A 23,351-nucleotide genomic window follows, 5' to 3' on the forward strand; every position below is an offset into this window, starting at 1 on the left:
GAGCAAAGTAATAAGATCAAAGCATAAGGTTATTCTTCATTCCAATACAGTACTAAGGTCGCACCACTGATTGAACTGCCATAATTGACTGATAGTCCAATCCCGATGTTGTCCAAAAATGGAATTTTATCTTGGGTATCTATTACCCAACCGACAGTGGTTTCATAATAGTAGCCATTATCAGCCATGGCCTCTAAGTCGCCCATTAAATCAATTCGCTTAAAGTCGACCGTGATAAAGTCATTAACCCCCCATAATTCAGGTACGTTAACTGTAAACTCAACCCCGTTGGTAATACGCCATCCTTCAGGATTAATACTACTTGGTTTATCAATTGAACCAGAGAGACCATGACCATAAATGTAATTGATTTGATTATGTGCTCGCCATTTTCCCCATTGCTCATCTCTTTCATACCCAATGCCTACTTCTGGTTCAGCAATTAAGGCCAAGGTGGTGACATTAAATGCAATATTATCCAATTCTGCTTTTATTTCTTCTGGAAAACCATCGCCGTAAGAGTAAGAGTTCTTATAATAACTGAGGTGTGCGCCTAAGGCAGAAGTGACATACCATTGATCAGTAACATGGTAAAACTGAGAATAATTACCGTAAATACCATAGGTATTTTGCTTTAATTTATCACTCACTTCACTAAATAACTGGCTGTCTCGTTTAGAAGCAATGTAAAAAGCACGTATCGTTATAGCATGATCCCAAGCTTTACTTTTAGGCTCTAAATCCCAGGTATAAGGGATCACAAACACGTCCAAGCTATTTTTAAGGTTGGTGCTTTTTTCGTTCCCAAAGCCTGGATCTTCAACTTCTAAATCTACATTTGCAAACCCAAAAGTAAGTGCTTCACTATCGGACATCAGCGTAGCAATCGCCAATGCCTGCTCTACTGAACGCACTGCAACACCTAATGATTCACCATAAGCAGGCGCCGTTAAGCTAGATGCAAATATTAAAGGGGAAATAATTTTTAAATAACGATTAAAATACAAGACTACAACCACCCATGCTGTTCAAACATTAATGCTAATTTATCCAATTCTTTATCAACATGTGCTTTCCAACTAATACCATTTTGTGCTGCGCCGAGCTGTTGCATAAACCAATTATAAAAGACAGCATTATCAAATAATCCATGTAAATAAGAGCTATAAATATTACCCTGTTGCCAGCCAATATTATCACTGATAAAAGGAGTTACTGCATCATTTAATAGTTGGCTTGCACCATGGTGAATTTCATATGCTTCTATACTTTGCCCTAACCAATCTATATTTCTCTGCTGTGTTGCCTTATTAGGTGCGAGGGTTGTTGTTAGCCCAATTAAACCAAGTGCCCTTTTGTCACCATCTTCTAATTGCAAAGGATCTTTAATTTCATCCCCTAATATTTGTAAACCACCACAAATACCAAGTACTAATTTACCACTCTCTGCAAATGTCTTAATGGTCTTGTCTAGACCTGTTTGTTGCAAAAAATGCAGACTTTTACCACTATTTTTACTACCGGGTAAAATAACAGCATCAAAAACGGATAAATCTTGATTTAACTGTATTGGAACTAAGTTAATATCATCTTGATAAATTAACGCATCAAACTCATCCATATTGGATGCATAGGGATAATATATCAGTGCAACATTAATTGCGCCCTGTTGCCAAGTTGTGCCTAACCTAAAGCTATCTTCTTCGGGTAATTGATGGCGGTGATAAGGCAAGTTAGCGACAGTAGGAATACCAGTTTTTTCCTCTAACCAGTCCATTGCATTACCTAACAACTTAGGGTCACCTCGAAACTTATTCAATACAAACCCTTTGATCAGTTTTTGTTCTTCTTCAGCTAAACATGCCCAAGTACCCAATAAATGAGCAAAAGATCCACCGCGATCAATATCTGAAACAAGGTATACATCTGCTTGGCAAGCTAATGCAACACTCATATTAACGATATCGCCTTCGCGCAAGTTTATTTCTGCGGGGCTACCAGCCCCTTCAATCACAACCTGTTGGTATTGTGATTGTAACGATTCAAGTGACTGTATTACTTTTGGCCATAATAGTTTTTTTCTTGCCATCCACGGCATATTGGAAATTTCAGTATCGACCTTGCCATTCACAATCACTTGGCTAAATGTGTCGGCACTTGGTTTTAATAGGATAGGATTCATTAATACTGATGGTTTCGCTTTTGCAGCCAATGCTTGCAGATATTGCGCTCGCCCTATTTCTAATCCGTCTTCAGTAATAGCGGCATTATTGCTCATATTTTGTGCTTTAAAAGGCGCAACACTGATACCTCTATTAGCTAATAATCGGCAAATAGCCGTCACGATCAACGACTTACCCGCATCACTGGTACAGCCTAAAATCATGATCGGTTTTTGTGGTACTGTCATTTCACTCACTTGCAAATAGTCTCATAAATTAAGAATAAAAATCACAAACGACTCAGTCAATTATCTAAAACCAAGTGGGTATTTGCTTGGGATTAAGTTTAAAAGACAAAAAAAAGCACTGTCTAAACAGTGCTTTAAATAAGCGTTAACACGTCCTTAACCACGACGAGCGATAACAGCCTCAGATAATTGTGCTAATAACGTCTCAGTTGCATCCCAACCAATACATGCATCAGTAATACTCTGACCGTAAGTAGGCGTAACACCTTCACATAGATCTTGACGACCTTCTACTAAATGGCTTTCAACCATAACACCTGAAATTGCACGGTCACCCGCTGCAATTTGACCACAAACATCGGTACAAACTTTCATTTGATTTTCGAATTTTTTCTCTGAGTTTGCATGGCTGAAATCAATCATTAATGTTTCAGTTAATCCTGATTTTTTAAGATCTTTTTTGATAGCGACAACGTCTTCAGCGCTATAGTTAGGCGCTTTACCGCCACGCAAAATAATGTGACAGTCAGGGTTACCTGCTGTTTCAACAATTGCACTATGACCAAATTTATTAACAGACAAAAAGTGGTGAGAAGCATTAGCAGCACCAATTGCATCAACGGCCACTTTAATAGTGCCGTCTGTACCATTTTTAAAGCCAACTGGGCAAGATAAACCAGAGGCTAATTCACGGTGAACCTGTGACTCTGTAGTACGCGCTCCGATTGCGCCCCATGTCATTAAATCAGCAACATATTGCGGTGTGATCATATCTAAAAATTCAGTCGCAGCAGGTAAGCCCATTGCATTGATATCCAATAAAAGTTTACGACCTTTACGTAAGCCTTTATTAATATTAAACGTGCCGTTTATTTCAGGATCATTGATCAAACCTTTCCAACCAACAGTCGTACGTGGTTTTTCAAAATAAACGCGCATTACTACTTCTAAAGAGTCTTTATATTTTTCACGTAACGGCATTAATTTCGCTGCGTAATCAAGCGCTGCTTCTGTATCGTGGATTGAACATGGTCCGATGATCACTAATAAACGGTCATCTTGGTTACTTAAAATTTTGCTAATTGCTTTACGTGAATCAGAAACCGTATGGCTGATTGCAGATGTAGCTGGAAATTTCTCTAAAAGCGCAATAGGGGGTAATAGTTCTTTAATTGCAGTTATATTCACGTCATCTGTTTTGATCATAATTTTTCCTGAGGCACATCATTGTGCTTATAGTTAGTATTTAATATATTTTTCATTAAATATACCCGTTGCATTTACGGATATAAGTCTCTTTTATGCCTTTGTATTTTTTGTACCAATACCATCAATAATCAAGCAACGATGTTGTTTATAATAATCAACTTTATCGGAGTAAATAAACAAGCAAGCTACTAACATTTTTATAAATGGCATAATCACTAAAAACTTCATTGTTTATGATTGTTCCTCTTTTCATGGGTTAACTGTATTACCCCACCAAAAGCTATAAAATATAGCCTTAAAACTTGCTTATCTCCCCCAATGCTACTTGCTCCACATGATTAATGGCGTTGGTCTTTTTTATCGTTATATTGGTGGCATTTTAAACGTATTAATCCATCAGAGGACTATACGGTTCAATCACCACTGTTTCACCTACGCTGATATTGCCACGGTCTTGCTCAAGCACAATAAAGCAATTTGACAGACTCATTGAACTAAACACACCAGAGCCTTGATTACCGGTTGTATTAACAACTAATTGGCCTTGTTCATTGACAGAATAGTTCCCGCGCTGAAAATCAGTTCTTCCTGGTGCTTTAGACAATGTATCGGTACAGATTGCATTAAAGCGAATAGCGGGTTTAACGACTTCACCACTCATTTTTGCCATTGCTGGCACTGCTAATTGGTATAGAGTCACGATAGCTGAAACGGGATTTCCTGGCAACCCAAAAAAGACACTGTTTTTCAACTTCCCAAAGGCAAATGGTTTTCCGGGCTTAATAGCCAGTTTCCAAAAACCGATTTCACCAATTTCATTGAGCACTTCTTTAATGAAATCTGCTTCACCAACAGATACACCACCGCTAGTGATCACAACATCAGCTTGTTGATCAGCACTGACCATCGCCTGTTTAATGGCTTCATAATCATCTTTGATAATACCAAAATCAATTATTTCAATATTTAAACGTGATAATAAAGCCATAATACTATAACGATTAGTGTCGTATATCTGCCCTTGTTGTAATGGCTCACCTAAACTTGTTAATTCGTCACCCGAGGATAAAACCGCCACTTTTAATTGACGGTATACAGCAACGGTAGCAATACCTAATGAAGCAAGTAATGGAATGTCACGAGGCGTTAATTTATGTCCCTGTTGTAATACTGCTTGACCAATACTTAAATCTTCTCCAGCAAAACGTACATTATTATGTTGTTTAGGTGCGTGGTTGAAGGTGATTTGTTTACCTTCTGCCACAGTGCGTTCTTGCATCACCACACAATCTAGGTCATCAGGCACAACGGCACCGGTCATTATTCTAATACAGCTGCCTTTAGGCGTTTTACCGGCAAAAGGTGCACCCGCAAACGATTTTCCAATTTGGGTCAAGTGCACGGGATTATCCGTATCACAATTTTTTAAATCGCTAGCATGTAATGCATAACCATCCATTGCAGAATTATTAAATGCAGGGACATTTTTTTCTGAAGTTATATTTTCACTCAGGGTAAAACCTAGCGCCTCAGGCAAAGGTAAAACGATTTTCTCACACACATTAGTGAGGGACGCTTGCATCTTTTGTAGTGCATCAGAGAGCGGCATCAAGCCTTTTACATCACAACAACTCATATCGGGTTACTCTTTTAATTAGTTAAATAGCAGTAATTTTATTGTGTCTTTTTCTACAGTCCCGTGCAATTGAACAACTGAAATAAATGCCTTTTAGATCAATTAAACTGAATAAAGGATGTTAAGTGTTTATTTTTTATTCATTTATTTACAGGTTAAAAAACGCTGCCAAATCCAACCCTGTAATATCCTTGTTTTTAATTTTAAACCTACTAGCTTAACTCTAAGCTCTTAACCCTAAAACTATAATGGTTCACCTAGTAAATTGAGCAAGGCATTTTTATTCCTTTCAAGTTTTCAAAACAACTATCGATAGCCGTTGAGATAAAATCCTCAATAAATGCCAAAGACTGTTGTTCTTCTCGTACTGCTGCATATAAGGTTTTCCAGACGCCCTCTTTGCCTAAACGACGAGCAACCACGTAATCTTTTTGTAAATACTCAAATAATGCCCAATCGGGTAAACCGGCAACACCACGGCCACTTGCCACTAGTTGTAACATCATCAAGGTCATATCTGCATGACGAATATTGGCTGGCGATACGCCTTCCAGCATTAAGAAACCATTAAAAATATCTAATCGTTCTTTTTCAACAGGGTAAGTAATTAATGTTTCTTCGCTCAGATCTTCAGCGTTGATGTAGGTTTTGTTTGCCAAGCGATGGTGGCGACTTAACGCCAACATACATTGGTAACTAAATAATGGAATATAAGTGATGCCGGGAATTTGTTGTGGATCTGAGGTTACTACTAAGTCTAAATTACCTCGCTTTAATGCCGGTAATGGTAAAAAACTAAAACCACTGGAAAAGTCTAATTCTACCTCTGGCCAACTATCCCTGAACTTATCAATGGCGGGCATTAACCACTGAAAGCAGGAATGACACTCAATTGCCATGTGTAAACGCCCTGCATCACCGGAAGCGAAACGTGAAAGATCCCGTTCTGCTTGACGAATTTGAGGCAACACTTGGTCTGCAAGTTCTAATATACGGAGCCCAGAAATAGTAAAACGGATCGGACGCGATTTACGAATGAATAGTGAACAATCAAGGCGTTGTTCTAATTCTTTAAGCTGATGTGATAACGCTGACTGGGTTAAATGTAACTGTTTTGCAGCTTCTACTAAACTCCCTGCTTTACTTAATACTGATAATGTTTTTAAGTGTTTAAATTCAATCATATTTTGTCCTAACAAAAGCAAAGAAGTTGAAATTCTATTTTAATAATTAATTATATTAAAGCTTTTATATTATTAATTGAATTAAATTCACCATCAATTGCATTTATCCCCACATATTTTTTATTTCATCTTCACTAACGCATTGAGATGAGGTACTTTAACCCAATATCAAAAGCATTATGAAAATTAGGGTTTAAGGGGTTTAAATGTATTCAATTGTTCGTTCAAACAAACTAGATAACGTCTGTTATGACATTCGAGGACCAGTATTAAAGCAAGCGATGAAATTAGAAGACGAAGGTCAACGCATTCTTAAATTGAACATAGGTAACCCTGCCCAATTTGGTTTTGAAGCTCCAGAAGAAGTATTAATGGACGTGATCAAAAACTTGCCAAATAGCCAGGGGTATTGTGATAGTAAAGGTCTATTTTCTGCACGCAAAGCGGTAATGCAGCACTACCAAGCGAAAGGTTTATTATCTTTAGATACAAACGATATCTATATTGGTAACGGTGTCAGCGAGTTAATCGTAATGGCGATGCAGAGTTTGCTTAATAATGGTGACGAAATATTAGTGCCTGCACCAGATTATCCATTATGGACTGCGGCTGCGAATCTATCAGGTGGTAAAGCCGTTCATTATATTTGTGATGAGGAGTCAGACTGGTTTCCAGATATCGACGATATTAAATCAAAAATCACCTCTCGTACTAAAGGCATCGTGTTAATTAATCCAAACAATCCAACCGGTGCTGTTTATAGTAAAGAGTTATTAGAGCAAATAGTTGAGTTGGCACGTCAACACAACTTAATTGTTTTTTCCGATGAGATTTACTCAAAAATTGTCTATGATGATGCAGTTCATATTCCGCTTGCAACCTTAGCCGATGACATTTTGATTGTGACCTTTGATGGTTTGTCTAAAGCTTATCGCGTATGTGGATTTCGAGTAGGTTGGATGATGATCAGTGGTGCTAAAAAACAAGCGCGTGATTATATTTCAGGCATAGAAATTTTAGCCAGTATGCGTTTGTGTGCCAATGTGCCAATGCAACACGCAATACAAACTTCATTGGGTGGCTACCAAAGTATTAATGAATTAACAGTGCCAGGTGGGCGTTTATACGACCAAACACAAACGGCTTGGAAATTATTAAATGATATTCCGGGTATTAGCTGTACTAAGCCCAATGGGGCATTATATCTTTTTCCTAAATTAGATCAAAAGCGTTTTAATATTAAAGATGACCAACGTTTTGCCATGGATTTATTAGTTGAAGAAAAAATACTAATTGTGCAGGGAACTGGATTTAATTGGCACAAACCCGATCATTTCCGTATCGTTTGTCTGCCTCGGGTTGATGAAATGGCTATTGCGATCAAAAAAATAGGTAGCTTCTTAGAAGGCTATAGCCAGTAAAATCAATACTATTACAGGTTAATTGCTCCTAAAATGTAAGTGCCTTTTTGAATAGCATTGATAATCAATGTTCTAAAAGGCACAGCTCCATGTGCACATAATGAATATGTAGTAGCGGTATCTAGTGACTATCTTCAGTAGCGGTAAAAGTAGGCAGACAAAATACATAAGTACTCAATAATGTAACAATAACCTTCTTATCACTAATCATTATCATTTCACTCCCATTGAGTTAAAAGATGTTTAAAAAAATAATTTTCGCTGGTTTGGCTGTCTGTGCTTTATTATTACTATTCATTGATGTGGGTAGCTTATTTTCACAACGATTAATTGAAGCATTATGGCCTATCGGCCATCTTAGTGTTTTTTGTTTTTGGAGTTTCTTACTACTGCATTACCACTCAACCATCAGAGCATTCTCCCTGCTAAAACAGTGCTTCACTCTTACACTATTATGTTTTGCTTTTGGCCTGAGCATTGAAATAATACAACCGTATTTTTCACGTGAAATGGAGGTACAAGACTTATTTCTCAATTACATGGGAGTATTATTAAGCATAATTTTATTTAGCAAACACCCTATCCATTGGCTATTTAAAGTCTCCTACTTGCTGTTATTAGGTTTAGTACTGCACCGTTCTGCATTATTGATTTATGATGAAGCAAAAGCACAAATAGATTTCCCCGTCTTAGCCTCATTTGATCAAGAGATCGAGCTAACTCGTTGGAAAGCAGATCAACCATTAATGATTAATAAGCCAATTACACAACCAGTCTCAAGCAGTATGATGCAAATCACCTTTGTACCACGACAATATAGTGGCGCCGCACTTCGTTACTTTCCGGGCAATTGGCAGAATTATAGCAAGATAACTATAGGCTTTTATAATCCCGCCCCTAACGCGTTACCAGTGACCTTAATTATTACCGATCGTCACTATAATAAAGGGCATCCAAATTACCGCGACCGTTACGATCAACATTTAACAATTGCACCCGGTTATAGTGAGCAAAGTATTTTGCTTACGACTATTCAAGCGGGTGTTGAATTAAGAAAAATGGATTTAAGTAAGATAGCAGGTGTGGATTTTTATATGTACGAGTTAAGCAGCCCCATTTACTTGTATTTAGATACAATGTATTTGCAATAAATTTAAGCTTTGTAATGGGCGATATAATCGACTAGGTAGTGGCTATATGAATGACAATATAATTTGGGCATTTTAGCTCAATGAGTATCAGCGACTAAGATTGCAGAAGCAGAAATTAGCCACTCATTTAAGCAATATAAGGATTATAATGGGCCGTAGATTTTATCCGTTAGGCGTACATGCACGGTTATCTCTTCTCGGTCATGATATAAATGCTTAGCTTGTAATTCATAGTTAAAACCAGCTTGATCAATCATATCAGTTAATATTTTTAAATCGTCAGTGGCTTCTTGATAACGTTGTTTCATGGGTAACTTGAGATTAAAAATCGCCTCTTTACACCAACCATCAATTAACCATTGCGCCATTAATTTTGCAACACGCTTGGGTTTCTCAATCATGTCACACACTAACCAATGAATGTTTTTACGTTCAGGTTCAAATTTAAAACCATCTTCTATGTAGTGGGTAACTTGACCTGTTTCCATTAAGCTATCGGCCATCGCCCCATTATCGACACAACTAACGAACATACCACGTCTTACTAATTGATAAGTCCAACCGCCGGGACACGCACCTAAGTCGACTGCGCGCAAACCGGAATGAGCACGTAAAGCTTGTTCTTCTTTAGTCAAAAAGGTTTGGAACGCTTCATCCAACTTCAATGTAGAACGACTTGGCGCTTCATTGGGGAACCTTAAACGCATGATCCCCATATGTTCGTCACTGCGATTGTTGGGTAAAGAATAACCCACGTAGGCAGTTTCATAATCCATAAAGCAAACATGTGTACGTCGCTTTTTATGGTTCTCTTTATTGGTCAGATTATTGTGTTTTTTTAATGCTTGTCTAAAAGGTACAGTAAATTTACGACAAAAAGTAAGCAGAGGTTTAGTTTCATCGCCTTCAGGACATTCTACATAAACATCGCCGGCCATTGGTAATTGGCGAGTAATGGCTAAAATCGGCGTAATACGGTCTTCAGCAGGCAACTCTTCTACTAACGCAACCGCCACAATCATTTGACGTGCAAAAATTAATTGAGCAAAGTTTAATTGCTCAGCTAATGCTTCAACTTGTGATGGGTCATAGCAATGATATAAAACAAATCCACTATTTTTTAACGTTTTAATATAACCAAATACTTCAAGCTCACTAGCTTTTGCTTGAATTTCATTGGCACAATCGTTTTCAAAACCTGGACGACAATATAAAAGAATACCTAACATATAACCCTTAGTTTATTGTTCATCAATAAACCTTTATTTTTGTTTAAAAATCATAGAAACAACAATAGATAACCAGCCAAAAATCAGTAATAAACCTCCCACGGGAGTGATTAAAACCAGCAGCTTTGAACCTAAAAAGACCAAATAATACAAGCTCCCACTAAAGCAAAAAATACCAAGCGTAAGACAATACTGACTTATTGTAAGTGAACGTTGAGAAAGCACAGGTAATGTAAACACACAGCCCAACACAGCAACCACCAATAACGTAATGGCATGGAATAACTGATATTGCGCAGCAAGTTGTACTTGTAACACTTGAGCGGGCGTTGCCCATAGCGCTAAACCATGGCTAGCATACGCTCCAAACATAACCGCCGTTGCGCCCAAGAAGGCAGCAACGGCGATAAAAGTACGCGCTTGTTTAGTTAATAACACAAGTAACCTTATTCAGTGATGATTGGCGCTAAACTTTTTGCTAAGTCATCCATTTGCTTCATTTGTGTTAGGAATGGCACTAGTTTATCTAATGGTAATGCACAAGGACCATCACACTTAGCATTACTTGGATCAGGATGAGATTCAAGGAATAGACCAGCAATTCCCTGCGACATGCCCGCCAAACCTAATTGTACCACTTGGCTTCTACGACCATCGGCACTATCACTGCGTGCACCCGGTTTTTGTAGAGAATGGGTTACATCAAAGATAACCGGATAACCGGTTTCTTTCATGGTACTAAAACCTAACATATCTACTACTAAATTATTATAACCAAAGCAACTACCACGCTCACAAAGAATGATTTTGTCGTTACCAGCTTCTTTAAATTTAGTAATAATATGTTGCATTTCATGTGGCGCTAAGAATTGTGCTTTTTTTACATTAATCACCGCATTCGTTTCTGCCATTGCTTGCACAAGGTCAGTTTGACGACTTAAAAAAGCAGGTAATTGAATAACATCAACGACTTCAGCTACTGGCTTAGCCTGGTAAGGTTCGTGTACATCAGTAATAATTGGCACATTAAACGTAGATTTAATCTCTTCAAAAATACGTAAACCTTCTTCTAAACCAGGACCACGATAACTATTAATTGATGAGCGATTCGCTTTATCAAAAGAGGCTTTAAATACATAAGGGATATTCAACTTAGTGGTCGCTTCCACATAGGTTTCAACCATTTTCATCGCTAAATCGCGAGACTCTAAAACATTCATTCCACCAAATAATACAAAAGGAAGATCATTTGCAACGTCTATATTGCCTACTTTAATAATTTTCTGAGTCATTTTTTCTCTCTTGTTAGTTGTAACTTGTTATCCCAATATTACAGTAAATTCATTGTTGGATAACCAAGTATTCACGACATACCGGATCGTGATTAATGAATTGTCTGAGCACTGTGCTCATCTGTCATTTGCTTAATTTGTTGTTTTAATAAATTAACAATCGGGTCTTCTGGGCACTGTTCTATAAAATAGGTGAAATCATTGCACGCTAAGCGAAAACATTCTAACTGTTGAAATAAGAAACCTCGGTCCCTTACTTCAAAAGCATCTTCGGGATCAAGGCGTAATAATATATCACTACACAACAAGGCTAATTCGATATTTTCGGCTTGAATATAAGCCGCTTTTAAAACGCTAATATAACGTTTTATAATTACTTCATTTGAATCTGCGTTGAGCATTTCAGCAGTTAGTCGAGCATGATTACCCAACTGACCACGTACTTTTAATTCTAGTTGCTTACAGCTAACTAGTTCGCCGTTGAATGGGTCGACATAGATAACATCAAACTCTAATTCAACTTTAACAATAAACCCACTTGGAAAGCAGATCCCCTGTGCAGAAAAACCAGTCTCCTTTAGCATTTCAATCAATAAAATCCCCAAACTAATGGGAACGCCCTTACGACGCGCTAATACTTTAGAGACTAAAGCATTTTTAACTTCGAAAAAAGCTTTCCAATCACCACTAAAACCTTGCTCTTGATAAAGTGTATTTAACAGCACTTTTAGTTTATTAAGATCGTTCGTTGTTTCATGTTTTATTTGTGACTTGATCACAATCATCTGCAAGCGCATTGAATCTTGAAATTGTAAAATCGACTGACCAGTAATTTCAGATTCCGCCATACTCGCCAATTGCAAAAGCGAATATGCACTATAGTCAATACCTTCATGAATAATACTTGCATTAAGAATGCGCTGTTCTATTGCATCTTGTTCATCTAATTCCACTTTTTACCCCACTAATAAAATGGCTTGTTTAGTGAATGCTAATTTCGCTATGTAGGCCAACCAACCGAAAGCACCAATAAACGCTAACCATTGAATATGTTTTTTAGTTTTTTCATTTAATGCGACTTGTACCATTGCAAAATAAGCAACAAAAGCAATGAGTTTTTCTAATAACCAATATCCACTTTCAACAAAAGGATTAAAGTGCAAAAGTCCCATTAACGCTAGTCCTAAAACGATAATTGTTAAATGAGTGTGTAAATGAATTTTTTTGTAAACGGCTTTTTGTGCATTTACATGCCCTGACTTTAGCCAGAAGAATCTTAAAATAAAGATAACTATAGCCAGCAGAATGAAGGTCATATGTGTGTGTTTTAAAATAGAATACATCTTTATCCTAGAGGTAAGTCATTAAACTTACAGTTGTTTTATTAATATTATTTAAAAATATAAATTTATAATATGAACGTTAACACGTTAAAAATCCTAGTGTCACTCGGTCGTTATTTGCGTAATCTTGTTCCGTTCGTATACCTGTAAATCCATTTTCATGCAGAATTTGACTAACTAACACAGCTTGTTCAAAACCATGCTCAAATAATAGGCAACCATCAGCATTTAAATAACCTTTTGCTTGCTCGCAAATATGTCGTATATCAGATAACCCCTGTTCATTAGCGACTAAAGCAGATAGAGGTTCAAAACGCACATCGCCAAGGTTAAGGTGTTTATCATTAGCGTCAATATAAGGCGGGTTACTAACAATCACATCAAACCGCCCCTGCACATTTTCAAACCAATCACTTTGGTATATCTGTATGTGCTTTAGGTCTAAATTATCTCGGTTTTCAGTCGCCAATTTAACAGCCTGTTCACTGAAGTCTACCGCCACACAGTGTGCTTTAGGTAATTCGCTGGCCAGAGCAAGAATGATCGCTCCAGTGCCAGTGCCCAAGTCCAATATATGGGCATTAGGATGATTTTTTTCAAGTATGTTGTTAAGCGTAACTTCGACTAATACTTCAGTATCCGGTCTCGGTATTAAGGTACTATTATTGACCTTTAACGGTAATGACCAAAACTCGCGCTGACCAACTAAATGAGCAACTGGGTGACCATTAACACGTTGTTCTATTAACGATTCAAAATGTGCCTTTTGCTGTGCACTTAAATCGCGCTCTGGCCATGTTATTAAATAGATCGTTTCTTTACCAAGTACAAATGCTAACAATACCTGTGCATCTAAAAGCGCAGAGTCACTATTTACAAGCGTGAACTCTGCCCATACCAAAGCATCATCAATACGCAATTATAATGTACCTTGTGCTAATGCCGCTAATTTGTCTGCTTGGTCTTCTTGTAAAATAGGATCCAGTAGTGCATCCAACTCACCTTCTAAGACTTCATTTAGACGATATATAGTTAAGTTAATACGGTGGTCACTAACACGACCTTGCGGGTAGTTATAAGTACGAATACGTTCACTTCGATCGCCACTAGCGACTAAGCTACGGCGAATATCTTGCTCTTCGGCATTGTTCTTTTCGTCTTCAGCTTGTTGTAAACGAGCTTGCAATACCGACATCGCTTGCGCACGGTTTTTATGCTGTGAACGTTGATCCTGACATTCAACCACTGTACCAGTCGGTACGTGAGTAATACGAATAGCCGAGTCAGTTTTATTAACGTGTTGACCACCAGCCCCTGATGCACGGAACGTATCAACTTTTAAATCAGCAGGATTAATTGAAATCGCTTCAGATTCTGGAATTTCAGGCATCACTACAACAGTACACGCAGAAGTATGTATGCGTCCCTGTGATTCAGTTTCAGGTACACGCTGTACACGGTGACCGCCAGACTCAAATTTCATTAACCCGTAAGCACCTTCACCTTCGATTTGCATGATCACTTCTTTGTAACCACCCTGCTCACTGACATTGCTATTCATGATCGTGACACGCCACTTTTTGCTATCGCAATACTTACTGTACATCCGGAATAAGTTGCCCGCAAAAATCGCCGCTTCATCACCACCGGCGCCGGCACGGATCTCAACAAAACAGTTACGATCATCATTAGGATCTTTTGGTAATAATAAAATTTGTAACTGATCAGCTAATTTTTCTACATTAACCTTTGCTTCAACAACTTCATCTTCCGCCATTGCACGCATATCTTCGTCATCGTCTTCTAACATAAGTTCAGCAGCAGCGAGGTCTTGTTGTGCACTTTGAAATGATTTAAAACACAACACTACTTCTTCCAGCTGTGAATACTCTTTCGTTAATTCACGATATTTTTGTTGATTACTAATGGTATCAGGATCGCCTAACAAGGCTTGAACTTCTTCGTAACGTTCAACTAAAATTTCTAACTTTGCAACAATTGATGCTTTCATCTTTATCTCTTTTTATGAACAGGTAAGTAGTCGAGCTACTTAATATATTCTTTATAAATCATCTTTTTGGTTTAAACCCAATGTTACTCTGAGTAACTCTAAATCTTGTTCATTACCGGTCTGGCTGACTGTAGTGAGAGCCTGACTAGGGTGATGGATTAATTTATTGGTTAATTTAAACGCCAGTTCTTTTAATACTTTTTCGCTATCATTGCCATTCGCTAATGAAGTAATAGCACGTTGTAATAATTCATCTCTTAATTGCTCACTGTTTTGACGATATAAACGAATAGTTTCAACCGCTTTTAAAGATTCTCTCCAAGCCATGAAAATATCAACGCAGCCGACAATAATTTTTTCTGCTTCAATCGCGGCTTCGGCACGAGCTTGTTTATTTTCTTCTATTATGCCCTGCAAATCATCCACACTATATAAATATGCATCGTTTAATTCTGAAACTTGTTGCTCGATATCACGAGGCACCGCAATATCAATAAATAACATGGGTTGATGACGACGATCTTTTAATGCACTTTCCACCATACCTTTGCCGATAATGGGCAATGGGCTAGCTGTTGAAGAGATGATAATATCTGATTTAGATAAGTGGTTAGGAATTTCGCCCAGTGTGATTGCTTTAGCATCAAATTGTTCAACTAAATCCATCGCACGTTCTAGGGTACGATTAGCAATAGTGATATTAGGCACTTCATGCTCAAGTAGATATTTACCTACTAGTTCAATGGTTTCACCGGCTCCGATTAATAAAACCCGACTTTGTTTTAAATCACTAAATATTTGTCTTGCTAAACAGACGGCTGCAAAGGCAACAGAAATTGCATTTGCGCCAATTTGTGTTTCAGTACGCACGCGTTTAGCCACTCTAAAAGAATGTTGAAACCATTTATTCAGTGTTTTACTGACCGCTTTGTATTGGCTTGCAGTAGCAAACTCTTGCTTGATCTGCCCTAAGATTTGCGGCTCACCCAGCACTAATGAATCTAAGCCACTGGCAACACGAAATAAGTGTGCTACTGCTTGCTGATCTTGATAGCAATAAAAATTATCATTCAAGCTGTCCGTTTCAATACCATGGAACTGCGTTAACCAATGTAATATTGAACTGGGATCTTCCTGTTCAAAATGACAATAGATTTCACATCGATTACAGGTTGAAATAATAACCGCTTCCTTGACAAAGGGTTGAGTCAACAAATCAGCATAGGCAATAGATAAAGAATCAGGCGAAAAAGCAACCTTTTCTCTCAGTTCTACTGATGCAGTTTGATGATTAATTCCTAACGCAAATAATGGCATTTATATAATTCACAGAGTCAAAAAGATTGGGATAAAATAAAAGAGCTGAATTCTACGTAATTTTACAACAAATTTAAAGCTAACTCTGTTTCTAGCACCTATTTAGTCTTATTTTTAAACAATTACTTAACTTGTTCTGCTTGATAAAACAGAAACACAAAATTTCTTCGCTTATATTTTTACATGTCTGCTTTGCTTGGGTATTATCAGCTTCATCATTTTCACCCTTTAACGATTGATGAGCCCATGAACATTAAAAAAATATTCGCTAGTATTATAGTTACCTTTTCACTTTCAGGTTGCTCTTATTTGTACGATACCTTTGTTTACCAAATTGATGTAGTGCAAGGAAACTATATTGACAGTGAAAAACTAGCCAAAATTGAGATAGGCATGACACAGGAGCAAGTTATTTACGTGTTAGGCTCGCCGATGTTAATCGATCAGTTTGATTCATCAAAGTGGTATTACATTCGTTATATCAAACCTGGCGGTGAAGACATTCAGCAATCAGAAATTTTACTTACATTTAAAGATGGTCAGTTAAATGAAATTGTGAGTGACAATACTTCTGTCGAAAATCCTCTCATTAAGAACCCTAAAACTAAAAATGCGCCTAATGCAGCGGCACAAAGTGATCAAACCAAAGTGCCTTTAACCTCGGAATAAAATTTTATAGTGCGTTTTTTATAGCACGGTTAAAGTGTCACCCCATAAAAGGAATGCCAAATGCATTCCTTTTTTATTCGCTCGCTTTATTGATCGTGTAAAATTAAGAAGTTTTATCCCGTATGCATAAAACAGACTAAATCTGCTATACTAATATCTGTTTAAGTGCGCTAAATCACCTTTAATAACAGAATATTACAGAGAATTGATCTAGCCCATGTTCCCTTCGAGTAAATTTTGCTTTTTATATAACAGAGCATATGATGAAAGTTCCTTAATACTATAGAAGTGAATTAAAGATGATTAAAACTTACTCTGATACTTTTTTCGAAGAAATGAAATTACTTGCTAAGTTCCCACAAAAATCACAATTAGAAGGATTAAAAATTCACAAAGAAGCATCCCCATCAGTTATCCAAGCCGCACAATCTCTTTTTGATAAAGGTCTTACTACGCAACATGACGGAGGTTATCTAACCGATAGTGGTTTAGAAACAGCCGAGCACTTACACCATGTATTAATCGCGTTAAATTAACAAAACAATCAGATTGATGATCCCAAGTTAATAAATTACCTTAAAATAACTAATTAAAAAATTGGCTGATTAAAATAATCAGCCAATGGTTAATGAAACTTTGTATAGAATGTTTAGAGGACATTTAATTATATATCTATTCTACGTTTAACAAATGCACTTCTATCAAATGTATTTTGACTCAACGTAGATTGATTAAATGTTCTTTTATTCATTGAGCTTGATTAAGCGTAGAGATAATCAAGCTCGATTCACTATTATTGGTACTGTTAAACTATTGATAAATAGATTAGTAAGCGATGCTTATATGTTGATTTAAATGCGCTGCATTTTCAGCTTCCTCTACCATCGCAATCGCATAATCAGTCACTGATACTTTACTTTCACCGTCGGTATTAGTAAAAAATGTGTTATCGCCTATACGGTATTGACCTTCACTGCCCCCAGGATAAATAAACGCAGCCGGGCTAACAAATGTCCATGATGCATTACTTTTACTGTCTTTGAACACATTTAATGCTTCTACTTGCGCTAATGCTTCTTGCTTATAATCCTCTGGGAATTCAGGGGTTGAAACGAGTGTAACTCCAGGCGCCACTTCTAAGCTTCCTGCGCCGCCTACCCAAACAATGCGAGTATTACTGCCATCAAGTGCAGTCATCAAACGTTGTGCAGTTTCAGCCACTAGCTGGTGATTACCGTTAGCACGTCCACCCACAGAAACAATCAAGACTTCAACATCACCTATCAAGGAGGTTATATCTTGTTCGCTTTGTAAATCAAACGAAACAACGCTCGTTTTTTGTTCACTGATTTTTATCGGGTCACGTACAAGACTAACCACCTCATGACCACGCTTTACAGCTTGCTCCAAAATGTGGCTTCCAATCCAACCCGTTGCACCTAATATTGCTAATTTCATTTTATGTTCCTTCTTTGATGTTTAACGCTGAGCGAGTAAAAGCAGTTTACTTGTTCGATTTACAATGATAAATATAGAATTAAGATACATATTGGTTCTAAAAAGGTTACTAATGGATAAGATAACGGCAATAAAGAGCTTCATCGAAGTTGCACGAGCAGGCAGTTTTACTAAAGCTGCTGAACATTTATCTTTAAGCCGCCTACAGGTCAGCCGCCATGTACAAGAAATAGAACAATGGCTATCACTTCGATTATTTCATCGCACCACGCGTAAAGTAAGTTTAACCTTGCAAGGAGAAGAAGCTTTACTGTATTGCCAACAAATAATCAGCACGGTTTCAGACATGCAAAGTCGTGCTCATAGCCACAATAATGAGCTAGTGGGTACGATTCGAGTTGCATCACCCATTGGGCTTGGACAAGCGTTGCTTTTTGATAAAGTTGAAGCATTTTTGGCATTACACCCGAATACAAACATTCAACTTATTCTGTCTGATAACTTGTCACAGTTAGTTGATGAGCGCGTTGATGTTGCGCTTCGTTATATGCAACAGCCCGATGAGCAACTTATTGCTCGTAAATTGATGCACATCGACAGTGTATTATGTGCTTCAAGCCTTTATTTAACCAAGTCTGCAGCATTAAAAACTCCGCAAGACTTAATAACTCATAACTGCTTGGTACATAGTAGCGCCACTAAATGGCGAATTACATCTACCAACAGTGATCAAGAAATAACGGTTAAGGGGAACTTGCAATGTAATGAAATGGGCGTCCTTATTAATGCTACGCTCAAAGGTATGGGCATTGCTAATATTCCGTGTGATTTAGCAAATACCTATTTACAAAGCGGAGAACTCGTTGAAGTGCTACCTGACTATTATTCTCCTGGCCATAACTTATGGGCCGTTTACCTTTCGCGTAATTATCAACAATCAGTCGTGCGTGCTTTTATAGACTTTTTAGCAACACACTGGCAACAAGATATTAAAAAATTTACTGGAGCCATCTCCTAACCTAAGCGTAATCAGCCCCTAAACTACATTGTTAAAGTTATTACAATTGTGAGTCGTTATACAAACAATGTAAGTCATTAGTCTTTAAAAAGGCCGCAAGAAAATCACGACTAATGTTAATACAAAACCAGTTGAATACGCTGCGTAGACTTTAATTATCATTACTCGGTTGAGTAAATAAGCACAACAAGGTACATTCAGCGTTTCGATTCTGTAAAGGCTATTATTTTATGAAAGTTATCTCCTTCAATATTAACGGGCTGCGCGCGCGTCTTCACCAATTACAAGCGATTATCGATAAACATCAACCAGATGTGATCGGTTTACAAGAAATCAAAGTACATAATGATGCCTTTCCAGTTGAAGCGGTAGAAGCGATGGGTTACCACGTTTACTTTCATGGCCAAAAAGCACATTACGGTGTCGCAATGTTATGCAAACAAAAACCAACAGCGGTGCAATATGGTTTCCCTACTGATAATGAAGATCATCAAAAACGTATGATCATGGTGACGGTAGCCGATGAAGATGGACAACCAGTACATATTCTCAACGGTTACTTCCCACAAGGAGAAAACCAAACTCATGAAACTAAATATCCCTATAAGCGTCAGTTTTATAAAGATTTAAATACTTATTTACATGAGAATCACACAGCCGATGAGCAAGTGATAGTGATGGGTGATATTAATATATCTCCACTTGATTTAGATATTGGTATTGGTGAAGTGAATGCAAAACGCTGGTTACAAACCAAAAAATGTAGCTTCTTACCGGAAGAGCGTGAATGGTTAGCTACCTTAATGGATTTTGGGTTTACCGATACGTTCCGTTTATTACATCCAGAAGAAAATGAAAAATTTAGCTGGTTCGATTACCGCTCTCGTGGTTTTGATGACAACCGGGGGTTACGCATTGATGTGGTATTAGCAACACATTCATTAGCTGAAAAAACAGTAGAAGCAGATATTGATTATGAACTAAGAGGTATTGATAAACCTTCAGATCATGCGCCTATTTGGACTGAATTCGCTTAATCCAAATAAACCAAAAGCGTTAGTTTAACGATTAACGCTTTTGCTGCTCACAAGCACTTAGATTTTCGGCCACTGCAAATGTTCGCACTCATTAACTTCTGCTAATTTAGCCTGACAAGCCGGTGCTAAAAATTCCACTCCAATATCAGGTTCGACACTAAAGCGATAAACTTGTTGCTCATAAGTAAATTGAATTTGATAAGCATGTAAATAACCTCTGTCATATCGATATGCATCTTCAGTCGCATAGATAGGATCGCCGCAAATAGCACTTCCTACACTCTTCAATGCAACGCGAATTTGATGCGTTTTACCGGTTTTAGGCTTAACAATAAATAATCGTTTACCTTCACCTAGTGCATAACTAAAAAACTGTGTGATAGCGAGGTTATCTTGGTGACGTGTCAGTTTCCACATTGAACGACGCGATTTCTCCATGCCTCCTTTAATTAGCCCCTGTGTTTTCTTAGGCTTCTTATCAGCAATAGCAAGGTAATACTTTTGAACTTGTTGTGCTTTGAATAGTTCAGACAGACTATGCGCTACCTGCGATGATTTTGCCAATAATAACAGCCCTGAAGTCATTTTATCTAAACGATGTACACTATAAAGTTTTTTACCTAAAAATTTCTCCACAGCAACAACAACGCCATATTCACCGTCTTCGCTGTGGAAATTAATGCCCGGTCGTTTATTAATAACCACAAAATGGTCATTTTCTGAAACTAATGAAAAGTATTCATTAGTGATTTCACTGTGTTCAAGCATGATTAACTCCAAGCATTAAAAAGTTGTTGATGGTTATGCATCAGATGATGATATTGACGCGGCACTGTAAGCTAAATTACTTAATAGTTGGGGCAAAATTTGTAATATTTCATCTGTCTCTGGTAATTGTTGAAAAAGATCTAATAACGTTTGATCCACGTCTTCTGCTGGTGCCAGTTTGCTTAATAGTAAAATGGTGGTTTGTAGTAAATTTTGCCCTTCTGGTTGGTCTTCAAGGCCTAACCAATGGCTATTAAACAATTCAATAGCGGCTAAAAATCCTGCTGAAAACTGTACTGCATTAACACTTAATATCTGTTCATTATCAATCCAAGTTTTACAATTTAATCCATTTAGAGGGATCGCTTGCTGATACAAGGACTGTAATTCTGCAACTAGTTTTAACACATTATTGGCAAAGTCAGCAGCTTGTTGTTGGTTCTCAAAAGTCATATCAGCTCCCTCTTGCCATAAATAACCTAACCACTGCTCAAGATCGATTAATTCAGGTAATGCTTGAACACTGCAAATAAAACCTAATTGATAATAAGTGGGTCGCAGTTGCTGCAATTGTTGACAGTTTTCACTATAACGAATGAAATCCATAAAAACGTTACTTTGATGATCGGGCATAGATAATCCTATCGATATAAAAAAGCCCACCCGAAGGTAGGCTTAGCCGATTATTATATACTACTGATGGCTTAGTATAATATTTTTGATAAGTCGTATAAATCTTGGCGAAATGGGCGTTGCATTGTTTGTAAACATTCAGCAATATCATGGTGAACCATTTGACCATTTTTAATACCGATACAGCGCGCGCTTTGTCCTTCTTTTAGCAATTCAACAGCGTATGACCCCATACGACTTGCTAAAATACGGTCAAAGGCCATTGGAGAACCACCACGTTGTAAATGGCCTAGAATAGTTGCACGAGTTTCACGCTTAGTTCTTTCTTGAATACGTTTTGCTAACGCATTAACGTCAGTGATATGCTCGGTAATAGCAATAATCGCATGCTTTTTACCTTTATCTTCGCCGACTTTAAGTTGTCTAATCAAACTTTCTTCATCGAAGTTTTTTTCCGGAACAATCACGTACTCACTACCACCAGCAACAGCAGCCCATAGTGTTAAGTCACCACAATGACGGCCCATAATTTCAACAATTGAAATGCGATTATGTGACGAAGAAGTATCACGTAGACGGTCAACCGCTTCTACAATTGTATTTAAACACGTCATAAAACCAATAGTGTAATCAGTACCTGCGATATCGTTATCGATAGTTCCAGGAACACCAATACATGGGAAACCCATTTCACTTAATTTTAATGCACCCATGTATGAACCATCACCACCAATCACGATCAATGCATCAATACCATGCTTTTCTAATTGTTTAATCGCTTCTTTACGTACACTTTCTTCTTTGAATTCAGGGAAACGAGCAGACCCTAAAAATGTACCACCGCGGTTGATAATATCTGAAACTGAATAACGGTCTAATTGTTCTATTTTTCCCGCATGTAGTCCTGCATAACCATCGTAAATACCAAACACTTCAATACCGTGTGAAAGACAAGTACGTGTTACTGCTCGGATTGCAGAGTTCATACCTGGCGCATCGCCACCACTTGTTAAAACACCAATTTTTTTAATCACAATTTACCTCAACCAATTACGCTAATTGACAAATAATATAAAACTAAGTTATTACGACTTATGAATAATTTCAGTAATCATTATTGTCTATAAAATTAAAACTTTTATTATTTTAACTCAACTTATATGCAGTTTTCTATAAATAATATAGACATCAAATATCACTGCGTATTTCGAATAATTAAAATAGCTATTTTTTAATCATTGGTTTTTCATGTAAACAACCGATGACACTCTGAGTGGTAAGCATACAATAACTGTGGCTACTACAATAACAATTTTATAAAGATTCTTACTAAAAAGATGTTTGTTTATTATTTTATTAACACCTTAATTTTTCCTACAAATCTTTTTTTTAAATGGTCATAAAATTGTAATATTTACAGGTTATCGTGCTTACTAACTAAAAGGAGAATAAAATGAAAAATAGAAAGAAAACATTTCGAAACAAACATATATGGTTTTCAGTTTGGAATCCAAAATCCACACAACTAAGCCCTAAATGTGATGCAGACTACCGTCCTACCCGCC

At 37.3% G+C, this 23,351-nt stretch carries 23 protein-coding genes; 6 read left to right on the forward strand and 17 right to left on the reverse strand.

What is annotated here, in order from left to right; translation table 11 throughout:
• Positions 1-29 precede the first annotated feature (29 nt).
• The 5 genes from H5084_RS06170 to H5084_RS06190 form a co-directional block, all read right to left on the reverse strand.
• On the reverse strand, positions 30-1,007 hold the full coding sequence (locus tag H5084_RS06170) for a Solitary outer membrane autotransporter beta-barrel domain (protein ID WP_182689899.1): 978 nt from the start codon (positions 1,005-1,007) through the stop codon (positions 30-32).
• 2 nt (positions 1,008-1,009) lie between these two features.
• Positions 1,010-2,410, reverse strand: a complete 1,401-nt coding sequence (locus H5084_RS06175) for a cobyric acid synthase (RefSeq protein WP_259396689.1) — start codon at positions 2,408-2,410, stop codon at positions 1,010-1,012.
• Between the two features lie 156 nt (positions 2,411-2,566).
• Positions 2,567-3,619: a 3-deoxy-7-phosphoheptulonate synthase AroG gene (aroG, locus tag H5084_RS06180; RefSeq protein ID WP_182689931.1), complete on the reverse strand. Its 1,053-nt coding sequence runs from the start codon at positions 3,617-3,619 to the stop codon at positions 2,567-2,569.
• A gap of 388 nt (positions 3,620-4,007) precedes the next feature.
• On the reverse strand, positions 4,008-5,255 hold the full coding sequence (gene moeA / locus H5084_RS06185; protein WP_182689900.1) for a molybdopterin molybdotransferase MoeA: 1,248 nt from the start codon (positions 5,253-5,255) through the stop codon (positions 4,008-4,010).
• Between the two features lie 257 nt (positions 5,256-5,512).
• Positions 5,513-6,439 carry a LysR family transcriptional regulator gene (locus tag H5084_RS06190; protein WP_182689901.1) on the reverse strand — a complete coding sequence of 309 codons (927 nt, stop codon included), beginning with the start codon at positions 6,437-6,439 and terminating at the stop codon, positions 5,513-5,515.
• Between the two features lie 206 nt (positions 6,440-6,645).
• On the opposite strand from H5084_RS06190, the gene H5084_RS06195 reads away from it, so the two are divergent.
• On the forward strand, positions 6,646-7,860 hold the full coding sequence (locus tag H5084_RS06195) for a pyridoxal phosphate-dependent aminotransferase (RefSeq protein WP_028867738.1): 1,215 nt from the start codon (positions 6,646-6,648) through the stop codon (positions 7,858-7,860).
• A 239-nt stretch (positions 7,861-8,099) separates the two neighbouring features.
• The gene (locus tag H5084_RS06200) at positions 8,100-9,011 is read left to right on the forward strand and encodes a VanZ family protein (RefSeq protein ID WP_182689902.1); all 912 of its coding nucleotides are present in this window, start codon (positions 8,100-8,102) and stop codon (positions 9,009-9,011) included.
• A 143-nt stretch (positions 9,012-9,154) separates the two neighbouring features.
• On the opposite strand, the gene rlmM is transcribed toward H5084_RS06200, so the two are convergent.
• The 8 genes from rlmM to hemA form a co-directional block, all read right to left on the reverse strand.
• Positions 9,155-10,240: a 23S rRNA (cytidine(2498)-2'-O)-methyltransferase RlmM gene (gene rlmM, locus H5084_RS06205; RefSeq protein WP_182689903.1), complete on the reverse strand. Its 1,086-nt coding sequence runs from the start codon at positions 10,238-10,240 to the stop codon at positions 9,155-9,157.
• A gap of 33 nt (positions 10,241-10,273) precedes the next feature.
• Positions 10,274-10,678 carry a DUF423 domain-containing protein gene (locus H5084_RS06210; RefSeq protein ID WP_310735737.1) on the reverse strand — a complete coding sequence of 135 codons (405 nt, stop codon included), beginning with the start codon at positions 10,676-10,678 and terminating at the stop codon, positions 10,274-10,276.
• A gap of 8 nt (positions 10,679-10,686) precedes the next feature.
• The gene (gene kdsA / locus H5084_RS06215; RefSeq protein WP_028867734.1) at positions 10,687-11,532 is read right to left on the reverse strand and encodes a 3-deoxy-8-phosphooctulonate synthase; all 846 of its coding nucleotides are present in this window, start codon (positions 11,530-11,532) and stop codon (positions 10,687-10,689) included.
• A 92-nt stretch (positions 11,533-11,624) separates the two neighbouring features.
• Positions 11,625-12,485 (reverse strand): tetratricopeptide repeat protein, encoded by an 861-nt coding sequence (locus H5084_RS06220; protein ID WP_310735738.1) that lies wholly within the window; start codon positions 12,483-12,485, stop codon positions 11,625-11,627.
• Between the two features lie 3 nt (positions 12,486-12,488).
• Positions 12,489-12,875: a SirB2 family protein gene (locus tag H5084_RS06225; RefSeq protein WP_028867732.1), complete on the reverse strand. Its 387-nt coding sequence runs from the start codon at positions 12,873-12,875 to the stop codon at positions 12,489-12,491.
• Between the two features lie 79 nt (positions 12,876-12,954).
• Complete coding sequence (prmC, locus tag H5084_RS06230) at positions 12,955-13,794, reverse strand: peptide chain release factor N(5)-glutamine methyltransferase (RefSeq protein ID WP_182689904.1); 840 nt, start codon at positions 13,792-13,794, stop codon at positions 12,955-12,957.
• The gene (gene prfA, locus H5084_RS06235; RefSeq protein WP_028867730.1) at positions 13,795-14,886 is read right to left on the reverse strand and encodes a peptide chain release factor 1; all 1,092 of its coding nucleotides are present in this window, start codon (positions 14,884-14,886) and stop codon (positions 13,795-13,797) included.
• A 51-nt stretch (positions 14,887-14,937) separates the two neighbouring features.
• Positions 14,938-16,203 carry a glutamyl-tRNA reductase gene (gene hemA / locus H5084_RS06240; protein ID WP_028867729.1) on the reverse strand — a complete coding sequence of 422 codons (1,266 nt, stop codon included), beginning with the start codon at positions 16,201-16,203 and terminating at the stop codon, positions 14,938-14,940.
• A gap of 246 nt (positions 16,204-16,449) precedes the next feature.
• Here hemA and H5084_RS06245 point away from each other — a divergent pair, with 246 nt between their 5' ends.
• Together H5084_RS06245 and H5084_RS06250 are read left to right on the forward strand one after the other, a co-directional pair.
• The gene (locus H5084_RS06245; RefSeq protein ID WP_182689905.1) at positions 16,450-16,872 is read left to right on the forward strand and encodes an outer membrane protein assembly factor BamE; all 423 of its coding nucleotides are present in this window, start codon (positions 16,450-16,452) and stop codon (positions 16,870-16,872) included.
• Between the two features lie 299 nt (positions 16,873-17,171).
• Positions 17,172-17,408 carry a TIGR02647 family protein gene (locus tag H5084_RS06250; protein WP_028867728.1) on the forward strand — a complete coding sequence of 79 codons (237 nt, stop codon included), beginning with the start codon at positions 17,172-17,174 and terminating at the stop codon, positions 17,406-17,408.
• 289 nt (positions 17,409-17,697) lie between these two features.
• Here H5084_RS06250 and H5084_RS06255 read toward each other — a convergent pair whose 3' ends face one another.
• Positions 17,698-18,330 (reverse strand): NAD(P)-dependent oxidoreductase, encoded by a 633-nt coding sequence (locus H5084_RS06255; RefSeq protein WP_182689906.1) that lies wholly within the window; start codon positions 18,328-18,330, stop codon positions 17,698-17,700.
• 112 nt (positions 18,331-18,442) lie between these two features.
• On the opposite strand from H5084_RS06255, the gene H5084_RS06260 reads away from it, so the two are divergent.
• Both H5084_RS06260 and xthA read left to right on the forward strand, forming a co-directional pair.
• Positions 18,443-19,348 carry a LysR family transcriptional regulator gene (locus H5084_RS06260; RefSeq protein WP_182689907.1) on the forward strand — a complete coding sequence of 302 codons (906 nt, stop codon included), beginning with the start codon at positions 18,443-18,445 and terminating at the stop codon, positions 19,346-19,348.
• 230 nt (positions 19,349-19,578) lie between these two features.
• A complete protein-coding gene (gene xthA, locus H5084_RS06265) occupies positions 19,579-20,385 on the forward strand; it encodes an exodeoxyribonuclease III (RefSeq protein ID WP_182689908.1) in 807 nt (268 codons plus the stop codon).
• Between the two features lie 57 nt (positions 20,386-20,442).
• Here the strand turns inward: xthA and H5084_RS06270 are convergent, their stop codons facing one another.
• From H5084_RS06270 to pfkA, 3 genes are all read right to left on the reverse strand, one after another.
• Positions 20,443-21,153 (reverse strand): TIGR01621 family pseudouridine synthase, encoded by a 711-nt coding sequence (locus tag H5084_RS06270; protein ID WP_182689909.1) that lies wholly within the window; start codon positions 21,151-21,153, stop codon positions 20,443-20,445.
• Between the two features lie 33 nt (positions 21,154-21,186).
• The gene (locus H5084_RS06275; RefSeq protein ID WP_182689910.1) at positions 21,187-21,786 is read right to left on the reverse strand and encodes a UPF0149 family protein; all 600 of its coding nucleotides are present in this window, start codon (positions 21,784-21,786) and stop codon (positions 21,187-21,189) included.
• A gap of 71 nt (positions 21,787-21,857) precedes the next feature.
• Entirely contained in the window at positions 21,858-22,820 is a 963-nt protein-coding gene (pfkA, locus tag H5084_RS06280; protein WP_028867722.1) for a 6-phosphofructokinase, read from the reverse strand.
• Positions 22,821-23,351: the final 531 nt, after the last annotated feature.

Source organism: Psychromonas sp. SR45-3 (assembly GCF_014163575.1).
GTDB lineage: Bacteria > Pseudomonadota > Gammaproteobacteria > Enterobacterales > Psychromonadaceae > Psychromonas > Psychromonas arctica.